Source organism: Orrella sp. JC864, from assembly GCF_037026685.1.
Taxonomy (GTDB): Bacteria; Pseudomonadota; Gammaproteobacteria; order Burkholderiales; family Burkholderiaceae_B; genus Orrella.
This window is the reverse complement of sequence record NZ_JBANET010000004.1, coordinates 20,460-33,598: the sequence shown is the minus strand read 5'-3', so window position 1 is coordinate 33,598 and position 13,139 is coordinate 20,460. Positions and strand designations below refer to the sequence as shown.

General features: G+C 70.0%; 1 protein-coding gene. It reads right to left on the bottom strand.

What is annotated here, in order from left to right; translation table 11 throughout:
* Positions 1-14: 14 nt before the first annotated feature.
* Positions 15-13,085, bottom strand: a complete 13,071-nt coding sequence (locus V8Z80_RS05010; protein ID WP_336061230.1) for a filamentous haemagglutinin family protein — start codon at positions 13,083-13,085, stop codon at positions 15-17.
* Positions 13,086-13,139: the final 54 nt, after the last annotated feature.

The window sequence follows — 13,139 nt, the reverse complement described above, 5'->3', positions numbered from 1 at the left end:
TCCGGCGCACAGCCCTACATGCCGAAGTGCCGGCGTTCGTCCTCGCTCAGGGCCGAACGCTGGCCGCCGGACAGATCGCCACGCCCCACCATCTCGATCATGCCGGCGGCGCGCAGGTCCGCCGGCCGCAGCGCGGCCCCGCGAACGGGTTCGGCGGCGGGCGACGGGCCGCCCTGCTGTGACTGCCCGCCCTCGCCAAAGCCCAGGATCTGCACGCTGATGATGGACGGCAGGTTCTGGCGCGCCGCCGCGCGGGTGCGCGCCACGGCTTCCTGCGCCGCGTCGGCCGCGGCGGTGGAAGCCGCGCTGGCGCTGGTCAGCGCCCCGACGTTGACCGCCGCCACCACCGGGATGCCCACCGCCTCGCCCTGCACCTGGATGTTTTCGGCGTTGAGCACCTGCAGGGCGGCGATGTTCACGTTGCCCGAGACCCGGATGCCCGCCTCTCCGGCGTCGATCGTGCCCAGCGGCGCGATCAGGTCGATATCGCCAGGCGGCACCTCGGGGATGGGATTGAGGGTGGCGATGCCCGCCCCCGAACTCGGCACCTGCGGCGCAAGCGATACATTGCCGTAATCGTCGTAGCTGCGCCGCGGCGGCGTGTACAGCACCGTCGTCTTGGCGCCGCGCCCGGCATTGATATCGCCTTGCTCCGACCAGGCGAAAATGTCCCCGCCGAACGTGGTCATGATGCGCGACAGCCCCAGCAGCAGCGACTGCTCGCTGAACAGGCGGATGGCGCCGGCCCCCTGCGTAATCAGGCCGGCGCTGGCTGGCGGCGCCACGCCGTCGACGCCGGCGACGATCCGCCCGCCGGGCGCCATCAGCTCGATGTCGCCGCCGAAGTCGGTCCGGATGCCCGAACCGCCGAACATGACGATATCACCGGCACGCGCGATCGGCCTGCCGTCCGCATCATGATCGGGGAACAGGGTGGCGATCGCCTCGCGTCCACGCAGGTACGAGCCGAACCGGCTGCCCTGCGGGTCATTGAACTCGCGCCCGCCGTCGCGCAATTCCGCGTAATAGACCTGGCGCAGGAAGATGCGCTGGTCCGCCGGCGGCAGGGCGTCGAAGTAGGCCAGCGCCTCCTCGTCCGAGCCGGTGAAACCGTATCGTCCGCCCAGCCACTCGGCCAATTCGGCGCGATAGACCTTGACCGCCATGCCGGGCTGATCGGCAAGCGGGCGGTCGGGATCGGCCAGCCGGGCCGGATCCAGATAGCGTGCGCGCAGCGCCGCCCAGTCCACGCCGGCCATGCCCGCCATCACCGCGATGGACGCGCCGGGGCGGTTATCGCCCGGCGCCACCGGACCCAGCGAGACGATGGCGGCCTTGTCCTGCATCAGGATCGACTCTGCGGCGGAAAGCTCGAGCAGCCCGGGACCGGCGACGCTGAAATTGCTGGTGAGAATGCGGCCGCCGGCATGCACCCGGGACACCTCGGTGCCGTCGTGGTGCAGGAACAGGTTGCCTCGGCTGTTGGCCGAGACATAACCGCGAATCAGCAGGTAGCTCTCGCCCAGGAGGTTGCCGCTCTGAATGATGTCGCCGCCCGCGTACATCGAAACGGGACCGCCGCCGACATACCAGGGCGTGCTGCCATTGCTGTGCGTAAGTATCTCGCCGACCCGCAGGTCGACGATGTCTCCGCCCACCGCGTAAAGCAGGTTCGTCTTGCCGCCGTGTCCATCGACGCCCGTGACGGTATTGGCCCCGAAGGCAAAGAGCGGGCGTGGATTGTCGTAGCCGAAGCCGTCATAGATGTTGTTGACGGCCGCACCGGCGTGGAACGCCGGACGCCACGGGCTGGCAATCGCCGTTGGCGCGGCCGAGGAGGGGCTGACCACGCTGCCTCCGCCATAGATGCTGCCGGCCGAGAGCAAGGCCAGCTCGCCGCCCGATGCGGGCGCCAGCCAGATGCCGCTGCTCCGGGCCGCGAGATATTGTTGCTGCTGGCCGATGGTGGACGCGGCGCCCAGGTAGATATTGCCGTTGGCCACGACGCTGAACCGGCCGGGATAGATGAAGCGGTCGCCGTCCGGCGCCGCATTGATGCGGGTGCTGACGATGGGGGTTCCCCCGCCGCCGGAAAGATTGGTCTCGGCCAGCTGCGTGCCGGGCACGACATCCCCGCCGGCGGCGAACAGATGCAAGGCCGTGCGGTCGGTCCACAGGGAGAACCAGCTGTCGCCGTGGCTGGCCGCGCCCGTCACCGGTTGCTTGTACGACAGCCCGACCCGGCCGGGATCGCCGACCCCGCCCAGCATCAGCGGTCCGAGCGTCTGGAAATTGACGGCCGAATCCCCCGGCATCACCACCAGGCCCCCCGTGACGGCCGCCAGGTTGGTGGCATCGAACATGTCCCGCCACACCCATCCGACGCCCGAACCATCCAGGCCGCCATACCGGTAGCTGGCCGTGCCGGCCCGCGCCGCACGCACGTCGGTCGCGCCGCGCAGGTTGGTGGCCAGGCCCGACAGTTCCAGGGTATTGCTGGTCGACGTCATGGCCAAGCCGGCATCCGGATTCAGCACGCCGTCGACGTGCCAGCGCAAATCCCCGCCGCCGGTCAACAGCAATTGGCCCTGCTCGGTGACGCGGCCCGTTGCCGCCACGGTGGCGATCACCCCTTCGCTGCGGGGCCGGCTTGTGCCGATATTCTTGCCCGGGGTCAGCGCGCCGGCATCGCCGCCCGCGGTCAGCGTCAGATTGCCGCCGCCCAGGGTGCCGAAGCCGGTAAAGCCCACCAGGTAGGGGGTGTGCCGCACGGCGGTCAGCTCCGTGCCGGGATAAGGATCGTTATTGCGATCGCGGGTGCCTCGATACACGGCAAAGATGTCGTCTCCCGCCACGTAGCTGCCGAAGTTGATCCACCATGCCGCTGGCGTGGGCTCCACCCCCGGGGTCTGTCCGGTGCCCTGCCGCCACAGCCAGTTGCCCACCGCCGCGGTGGGCGCGGCGCGCCTGATATCCTGGGCCGTCCCGCCGTCCAGTCCGTTAGCCAGCACGGTGCCGGTCAGGTTGCGGCCGGCGCTGACCACGAGGTTGCCGCCGCCATCCGGGTACCAGGCCTGGTAGAGCCCGCCCTCGGCGCTGACCAGCGGCTCGTAATCCTGCGTCGATACGGGGCTGTCGAACACCGGCGCGCCGGCGCTCGCGCGGCCCCGGTTGAAAGCATCCTCCACCGGCGTCGGCGAACCCGCGGTATAGACGCCGTACAGCGTATCCATGCTCAGGTCGCCGGCGCTGATCAAGGTCAGGTCCGCCGCGCCCGTGCGGATGACGCTCAGCGCCATGCCGGAGTAGACACGCCCCTCCCCGCCCGTCTCCGCAATCTCCTCCACGCAGACGGCCGGCCCGAAGGTGCAATAGATTTCATCAACCGCCGACACGGGCTGGCCCGGCGTCCGGCCGTACTGGGCCGCGTCGGGGCCCCAGATCAGGACGGGCGGCGGCGGCGGCGGCGGCTCGATGCACATCGTCGGGCTGAAGGTGCAATAGAACTCCAGGCCCGGCGGGACCGGCTCGCCCGGCGTGAAGTTATATGCAGATGCGTCCGGCCCCCACGTCAATACCGCTTCGCCGGGCGCCTCGCCGCCCAGGCTGGCGAATTGGTAGTGTGCGTCGCTGAGCATCAGGTTACCCGTCACCCCGCGCGGCAAGGTGGCGCGGGAATCTGCCGCGGCAAGATCCGCCCCCGCCACCAGTTCAATGCCCCACGATTGCGAACCGGACGGCAGCATGGCGGCCACGGCCCAGTTCTTGCCCTGCTGCCCGCCGATTTCCGGCCGTAGCGGCACCTCCTGCGCCCCATCGGGCAGCACCACGTTGGTGCCGAAGGGAATGACGGCGCCGACCTTCAGCGCCATATCCGACGCCAGCTCCACGCCTGTCACCGCCGTCGAGGTGGGCAGCGGCACGCCCGCCGGCCAGGTGAGGCCGGTCACCGCAGTATTTCCGGCCAGGACGAAGCCAGGTTCCAGCGTCGAGCCGGCAGCCAGCGTCAAGGGCTCTGCCAGCAGGGTGCCGGCCGCATGCCTGTTGCCTGCGTGATCGATGACATCGCCCTGCAAGACCGTGTTGGCAGGCAAGGTGACGCCCTGGTCGAGCACCACCGCCACCGGCAGCTCGGTACCCGCCTGCATGATGAAACCCTGCAGGGGTACGTCGTAGTTGAGTACCCGTCCCGAAGGGAAGGTCGTGCCCTGGGCCAGCGTGACCCCGGCGCTCGGTACGATCACGTCGACCCGATAGGGATGCGCGCCGGGCAGCAGCACCCAGCCCTTGTCATCCGGTGTCTCCGGCGGTGGTGCAAAACCGTCGTTGATGCTGCCGTAGATATCGAGGTCGCCGCCCGCGCGGATGATCAGCGCCCCCGCTGCGCCGGAGCCGGCCGCCGTGGTGCGCTGCGTAGCCGGATTGAGGCTGGCGTAGCGATGGGCCGACAGATCCAGATCCCCCTGGATCACCAGGTCGCCATCGGGCGTCGCACTGGTGATCTCCACGGACGGACGCAAATGAAAGATGTCCTCCCTGCCCTGGCGCAATCCCGCCAGACGGGCGAGCAGGTTGCCGTTGGCCAGTGCGGCATCGATGAAGCGGATGCTTTCCTGGTGCTTGCCGTCCAGGTAATCCTGGTCTATGACCTGGTAGGGCCGGCCGCTGGCGGCGTCTTCCGAACCCAGCGGCGCATCGTCGTAGCGCCAGTTGCCCTGCACCGCCACGGACCGGGCGCCCACGATGCCGATGGGCCCTTGCGCCTGGATGGCCACGTCGCCGGCGGTCGCGCTTGCCAGGCGCGGCGCGGTCAGCGTCACGGTTCCCAAGGCAGCGCCGGCCTGTGGCAAGGTCGTACCATGCCGCACGTCGATGTATGCGCCGGCGGCCAGCGTCATGGCGCCCGTGCCGGCATCCAGCTCCACGATGGCGCGATTCGGCGCGTCGATGATCTGGCCATGGCCATCGACGCGCAGGCGCTCGCCGTGCGCGTCGAGCACGGCGTTGGCAGTCAGCGCCAGGCCGGTCCCGCCCGCCAGCCGGATGCTGCCCACCTGGGCGCCGGAAGCGTCGATCCTGCCGTCCACGGTCAAGCGGCCGCCATCGAGCGAAATGCGCACGTCGCGCGCACGCACGCCGTCGCCGACGGCCAGGTCGCCCTGCTTGATCTGGAAATGGCGCGCGCCGAACACGCCGCCCTCGTTCAGGCGGTCGTTCAAGGCGGCGAAGTCCCCGAGATCCTGTGCACGGACGTCCACCCGCCCATGCTCGTAAGGCACGAAGGTGCCGCCGGCATCGTACTCGCCGCTGGCCTGCCCCGATATCTGCCCAAGCAAGGAGACGGCGCCGGCCCCTTCGGCCACGGCGACCGCGGTCAGGCTGCCGGCATGGTTGTACCGGGCCGACAGATCGATGACCGAGCCCGCCGCCTGGCGGATATTGCCCGCTGCGCTTTCCAGCGTCACGCTGCCTCCCCAGCCGTAGCGGCTGATGTCGGCGAAAGGCATTTCGCGGCCGGCCATGTCGATGCGCGCCGCATCCGTCAGCACGACATCGCCGTGCGCGGCCAGCGTCAGTTTTCCGCTGGGCAGGACGATGGCGGTATCGAGCACGATCCGGTCGGCCTGGAACGCCAGGGAAGCCCCCGGGCCGGGGGTGATCGCGGGCATGTCGCCAGCCGCTGCGGACAGGCCGGCCAGGACGATTTCATCGCCTGCCCGCACGCTGGCGATCGCGCCCGCCTTGCCGGTTATCGCCGGGGTCTCGATACGCAGCTTGCCGCCGAGGTACTGCCAGCCGTCGCCGGTGGCGTAAGCATCGCGCGATTGATAGACCGACAGCGTCCCTTCTTCGGCAACCGTGAATGCCTGGGCCGCGCGCAGCACGACCTCCGAAAAACCCAGCGCCAGCCTGTCGGCCGTCGCGCTGCCGCTGGGCCGGTCGTACGGCCCGGCGCCCAGTTCGATCACGTCGGCGTGGATGCGCAGGCTTCCCAGGCCGGTGCCCGGCCCGATATTGCCGTCGGTGCCTATGGGCGCCGCACCATGTCCGCTGACGCCGTTCCAGATGAGATGGCCGGTCTCGATGGTGACGAGATTGTCCGATCCGCCCGCACCCAGGATGGCCGGCGTGGTCAGCACCAGGGTATCCAGCGTGGATCGGCCCTGGGCATCCAGGGTGGACAGCGTGATGTCGCCAAAGACGTTCATGCCCTGCGCGGCGGCCAGGCTGAAGGTCTCCATGGCGGGTGCCCCCGTGCTGGTATCGCCGCGCAGCAGGCGCTCGAACACGGTTTGGTCCAGCGTGAACACGTCCGGCAGCACGCCGCGCGCGGCCGCGTCGGCCAATGCCTCGCGCCCGCCCACGTTGACCGCGCTCAATGCCAGCGCCAGATGGCGGGCGCCGTAGCGCGCCGAATCGTCCAGCAGCAGCTCTCCCTCGGTCGCGAACGCCAGCGTGCCCCCGGCGTAGAGGGCCGCCGGCGCGCCGGCCTCGCTGCCGCCCAGGCCGATGCTGACCGGGGTCGGTCCCAAAAGGGTGTTGCCACTGTCGAGCAACACACGATGCTCCCCATTCGAGGCGATGACGACGGCGCCGCGCGTGCTGAGCACGTAGCCGCTACGCGCATCGAGCGAAACCTCGCCGTGGCCCAGCGTACTGATCGACGCGCCGCGCTCGATCACCAATTGGTTGTCCAAATTGGTGTTCCGCCCTCTGGCCGCGCCAAGCACTATCTCGGCGGCGGACAAGGATGCGCCATCGCGCACAGTCAGGCTGTCGCTGCCGCTCAAGGCCAAGCGGCCAGGATTGGCCGCATCGGTCGAAATACTGGTGTTGACCATCAGCCTTTCGGCGTCGGCCGCCAAGGCATTGAGCGTTTCCGCCTGCACGGACACGCCCGTGAATCCGGCGGTGCGGCCCCGGTCCGCCGCCACGATTTCTCCGACGCCGCTGACGGACACGGTGCCGCCGTATCCGCCGGGTGCCGCCTGTCCGCGCAGGACGCCATCGAAGCGCAGCGTTTGCGCAGCAGGCGTCTGCGCGGCGAACCCGCCGATTTCCAGACGCTTGGCGTCCGCCGGCAAGGCGGCGCGCAGGCTGCCCGCGGCGGCGGCCGACGCCTGCACGAAGTCGGCGTAGCTGGCCTCGTTGTATTGCGAGTGCTGCCTGACCAGCTCGGCCGGCGTCAGGACGACCAGGCTGGGCAAGGTATCGGCGATACCCGTGCCGGCAGTCGAGAACCAGGCCGCAGTCGCCCAGGAGCCGTCGCGCATGGACACGGTCCGGCCGGGCAGCACAACGTCCCTGACCTCGACCCGGAATGCGCCTGGCAGCAGCGCATAGGTCGATGGCATCAGCGTATAGGTGCCCGCGGGCAGGCCGGGCACCCCCTCGCCCACGGTGATCTGCTGGCCTGCCAGAGGCTCGACCGCACCGCGTTCCGGGTCCACCGGCGCATGGCCCGACACCACGCCGGGCACGATGGCATAGACCGGCGTGCTGTCCAATCCAGGCAGGACGGGCCCCTCCTTGCCCATGCGCATGAGGGGAACGTAGCGCACGTCGGAAGAGCCGCCGCGTCCGCTGATGAACCCCGCGCCCAGCAGCTCCCCGCCGCCGGATACGTCCAGCACAGCCCCTTGCGCCACCTGCAAGGACCCCGCCACAACCTGTATTGCCGAACCCTCCAAGCCTTGCACGCGCCGTTGCTGGGTTGACAGGTCGATGCGCTCGCCAGCGTAGTACCAGTCGATGCCGTCGGCCGTGCCGCCGTAAGGCATGGCCAGGCCCGCGCCGCTGACCGAGGTCAGGCTGCCGGGCAGCAGATGGACGTGCTGCGCCCTGCTCCTCGTGTCGCCCAAGGAAATGCGTCCGAACGGAGCGCGCACGATGCCGCCCTGCTCGATCTCGGCGGCCAGCAGCACCAGGGAGCCGAACGCGGAATATGGCGCAGGCGGCAGCGCAGCATCCGCGTGCCGGTCTATCCGCAAGCGGCGCGGCGAATCGGACGCTCCCACCCTGACGCTGGCGCTCGCCCCGGTGGCGGGATAGAGCTGGGCCGCCCGCAGCGTGACGTCGCCCGACCAGTCCAGCCGCGTGCCCGTATCGCTGGAGTCCAACAGTTCCCGGCGCGCGCCCACCGCGGCCAGGAAACGGATGTCCGCGCTGCTTTCCATCACCAGGTGGCCGAACCCTCGCCGATCGAGGGGCCGGGGCCCCGTCGTCCTGCCGCTGGGTGCCCCATATACGCCGTCCCTGACGTAGTTGCGCAGGTCGATCTGGCCGGCCTGGATCGTCAGCACGGCCTCGGTCGGTTGACGGGAACCGGGCGCCCCGAAAGCAGGCGTGGGCACCGGCGAAATGCCGGCAATCGAGCCGGAGCTGGGCTCGGGCCGGTGCCCGATGCCGGCCAGGCGGACATAAGGCGCGGCCAGCGTCACGCGCGCATCGACAGGCGCGCCCGCGGACAATCCCAGCCGGTTGCTGTACAGATGCAGGCTGCGCCCCAGCGTCAGGTGCAGGTCGTCGCCATCGAAGCTGATCAGGCTCTCGCTCAGCACGCTGAGCTGGTCTGCGCCGGAGGCGGCCACCTGCGCCAGGCTCAAGCCGGTGTTGCCGTAAAGCAGCCCGTCCTGCGCACGCCCGGGCACGGCCGCCTGGTGCAATGTCAGCTCGCGCGCCGGGAAAAACTCGTGAGGCCTGGGCGTGCCCGCGCCCGCCTGGCCCGGCACGCCCTGGGCCACCGCCAGCCGCCCGCCGCTGGCGCCGGCGCCTCCCGGGGCAAGATCCAGCGTGCCTTCAAGATAAATGGCGCTGTCGGACGCCGCGCTGATGGCGCCGCCGTCGCTGGCGAGCAGGACCGTGCCCGAGCCGGGCAGCGCCATTGCCGCCGCATTGCCCGCGGCGTTCAGCCGCGCGCCTTCGCGCACCACCACGAAGGCGTCCAGGCGCTCGCCGGTGATATCCCCCAGCGCCTCGTCGATATCGCCGCCCAGGACGATACGCCCGCCATCGCTGACTTGCGTGTAGCGGTCGCCATACGCCGTGCGCGTGGCGAACGCGGCGCCGGACACGTCCAGCAGCGCGTCGGCGCCGATATCGATCGCCAGCTCCAGCCAGGCCGCCCTGTTGGCAGCGAGGCTGCCGGCGTTGCCGGTCAGCCGGATGTCGCCGCCGCGCGCCGTCAGTTCGCCCTGCACCCGCACGTCGGCGCCCGACAATGCGATCGACCGTCCGGGGTCCACGCTGATCGAAGCGCCCTGCCCGACCTGCACGGCCGAGCGCACGGGAAGCTGGCTGCTGCCGGCATAGACACTGCCGTCGGCCGACAGACGCAGGTCGGCGCCCTGGCGCAGCGTCGCGCCAATCTGCCATGAACCGCCCGCCGGCGCCGGAGCGACCAGCGGCGGCAGCCAGGACGTCAGCGCATCCTGCGCCGCCGCTCCCGACGCCACGGTGCGCGCATCGGCGGACGCCTGAAGAACCGGCACAAAGACGTCCAGGCGCGTACCGGGCGCGACCAGCACGCCATCTCGGCTGGCCACGTCATAACGCGCGAATCCGGTGTGAAACAGTGACGGCGCCAGCGTCACGACGGGCCCCACCGCCACATCCTGGCTCAACACCGATCCGGCGACGATGAAGGTGCCGGGCGAGCCCGCGATCCGGCCGCCTGCCTCGGCCATCATGGCCGGCGAGATCGCCGTGCCGGCGGCGACGTGGCGGGTGTAGGTCTCGACCGGAAGCCCTTGCGGAAAGACATCGGCCGGCACCTTGAAGCCGGCGCCGGCGACGTTGGCCAGGGCGCCCACGCCGCGGAGCTGCGCTCCCTGGGGCACCGTGTCGCCCACCCCGAACGTCCTGCTCGTCCAGCTTCCGTTCGGGTTCTGAACGAAAGCCGACAGGGAAAAGCTCGACGCGAAACCGTAGGAACCCGGCTCCAGGTACCAGTCCGCCTGAACCACCAGGGGATTGCTGGCCGAAACCCCGCGCAGGCGCCTGACGGTTTCGAGCACGATTTCGCCGGGCAGGACCACGTCGGTTTCATAGGACACGTCGAACGGCAGCACATCGCCGACCTCCAGGACCAGTTCCTGCGCCAGACGCAGGCCCGTCGGCGCAGCCTGGCCGGCGCGCAGCACGCCGTCATCGACGGTTTCACCGCCGATGACGATCGCATTGCCGGCGCCCAGCGTCAGCTGCCCGCCGCCGCGCACGCCGCTCGCCCGGACGACGCCATCCAAGGTCAATGTCCCGTCGTTCTGCCCATGGCCGGCCACCAGCGTCACGTCGCCGCCACGGCCGCCGAAGAAGGCGCCGTCCGGGCCATAGCCCCCGCCCGAGGAAACGTCGATTTCACTGCCGGCGGCCAGCAGCACATCGCCGCTGCTGCGGATCGACACCGTGCCGCCGTTGCCGTACGGCAGATAGGCGATGTTCGCGGGATCCTGCAGCAGATTGCTCCACGTGCCGCCGACATCCAGGCGCACGCCCTCGGCCACGCCGACCCGGGCGGCAGCCTGCGCCGACGGCGCCATGACCGTGTCCCCGATCCCACGGCCGCTCACCTGATGCAGCACGTTGCCCAGCCGGATGCTTCCGCCGCGGCTGACGATATCCGCATCGACCTCGATGTCCGGCCCATATAGCGTGACCGCCCCGCCCGGGGCCATCTGCAGGCTGTCCTGCACGTGGATGCGCCCGCGCGCCGCGACGTGCACCGCGCCGAGCAGCGAGTCGTTCAGGCTGCCGGTTTGCAGGAACAGCGTCTCTTCATGTTCTTGCGGCAAGCTGGTATCCAGGTCCAGCTGCGCCGCGATGGCCTGGACCGTATCGGTGAAAACGATGTCGCGAAAGCCGTCCTCGCGGGCATCCAGGCCATAGCGCAGCGTGCCGCTTTCCTTGTCATAGTAGGGCGTGTATCGGCCCACCACCAGTTGCCCGCCGCGCGCCACGGCCGTCTGCGGCTGATGGTAGCCGTCCAGCCCGGCCCGCGGGGCCTGGCTTTGGCGAGGCCCCTGGTAGGTATCGCTGACGATGTCGCCTTCCAGCACGGCGGCCTTGCTGCCGATGACCAATACGCCGGCATCGCGGCCGACGGTATAGCCCATCTCCCAGCGCCGGCCAGGCGCGATCAGCGGATTGTGCGAGATTTCGGTATGCCCCCAACGCGCACTGTGCCGCTCATAGCCGCGATACAACCCTTGGTACAACAGGTCGCCAGGCGCGCTGTCCACCGTATACAAGCGCCCGTCGACACCGCGCAGCCAGCTTTGCCTGACGTAGCCGCTCCCGACATCCAGCGTGCCGCCCGACACGTTGATCTGCGAGCCGGCCTGCGTCACCACCTCGCCGCCGGCGAACCGGACGATTCCGCCCTGGGCCATCCATTCGCCCACACTATGTTCGCCGGTATCCAGGTAGCCGCCCACCTCGAGCAGGCCGCCGGCGGTGTACCAGCGGTCGGACTCGTAGCCGTTCGTGCCGGCCGGCACATAGGCAAGGCGGCGCCGGTCCACCCACACATCGTTATTGTTCAGCTCGCCGCTTTCGCGGTTGGCCGGACTGTCGCGCTGTTCGTTGCCCTGGATATTGATCCGCAGGCTGTTGGCCTCCATGGCGACGTTAACGCCCATGGCTCCCGACACATCAAGGACGGCGCCGTCCCGCACCAATGCGCGCCCCTCGGCATGGACCGCGATCTGGCCGCCGGTGGCCAGGGTGATGGATCCGCTGGCAAAGTCCACCGTACCGTCGCTGTGCACCGCCACCAGCGACAAATCGCGCCGATGCGCGTCGGCCGTCACGATAGGGTTGGGGGTTGCGTCCAGGGCCGGCGCCAACAAGCTGCTGCGCTGGCTATCGAGGGCCGTGGCGCCCGTATCGTCGAGCACGATGGCGGTCGTGGCAGCCGGCCCCAGCAGAAGATTCGCGTCGGTGCCGACAGCCGACAGGTGTATGGTCCCGCGCGCGGCTTGCGAGGTCGAGGCGAGCGCCACGCCAAGCTGCCGCACCTGGCTGCCGGTCAGGGTGACGTCGCCATTGGCGGCGAAAATCAACCCCGAGTTGGCGACCAGACCCTCGCCGTCCGGCACGATCTCGTTGCCGCGCGTGGTGGAGCGCTGGTTGGCGTTCGTACCCTGGCCCCGGCTAATGATGAAACTGTCGCCTGCCGCCAAGGCCGCCTGTCCCCGCGCGGTCGAGATCGTGCCGGCATTCTCCACTTCCTTGCCAGCCAGCAGCACATAGCCCCCGCCCTGAGTCACGGATTGCGGCGCATGCGTCGAGATGCGCGCGCCCGCCTGGACTTCGATGTTGCCCAGGGCGTCCTGGAACGTGGGCGTGCCGCCTTCGGAATACAGCCCGCGGGCCAGAAACTGCGCGTCCAGGGCCTGCCCCTGGCTGCCGGTGGTGGCGGCCGCCGCGGCCACCAGGTTGCGCACGTTGACCTGGCTGCTGCCGGTGAACACCACGCCGTTCTGGTTGACGATCATTACCGTACCGTCGGCGCGGATGCTGCCCTGGATCTGGCTGGGGCGCGCATCGCCCATGACCTTGTTCAGCACGGCATCCGTAGAAGCCTGCCTGAACGTCAGGTCCGTATTGCGCCCCACGTGAAAGCTGTTCCACTCCAGGATCGCGCGCGGCTTGTCCTGCGCGATGGTGACCTGCTGGCGCCCATCCTTGACGCCGGTTTCGGGCGCGGCCGCGTCCCAGCGCCCGCCGGCCAGCCGATCCAGGCCGTCCGCGCCCAGGCCGTCGCGCACCCAGGCCGCATTCTGCGGATTATTGCGGGCCTGCTCCTGCGCGGCCTGCTGCGCGGCAATGGCGTTGGCCGTGCGGTTCAGGTTGGCGATCGAGCGCGAGAGCTGCTCGCGCGCCTGGGCCTGCTGGCGCGCCGAAGTGGGCAGGGCCGCGCCAGGCATCGGCGCGCGCTGGACCGCGCGCGCCTGACCGCCCGCGCCCGCGCCGGCCGCGAACCAATTCGCGCTGCTACGGGCATCGGCATCGGAAACCGCAAAGCCGGCCAGCAACGCGGCCAGGGCGGCGGCGGCAGGCGTCGGACGCCAGGCGGGACGGCGCATCGCCTTGATGCGGCGCTTGGCAGCACGGGAGGCTGAAAGAGCATGAACAGGGTT

Excerpts from the sequence above, each read along its gene's own strand:
- V8Z80_RS05010 (WP_336061230.1), bottom strand. The coding sequence starts at position 13,085 with ATGCGCCGTCCCGCCTGGCGTCCGACGCCTGCCGCCGCCGCCCTGGCC.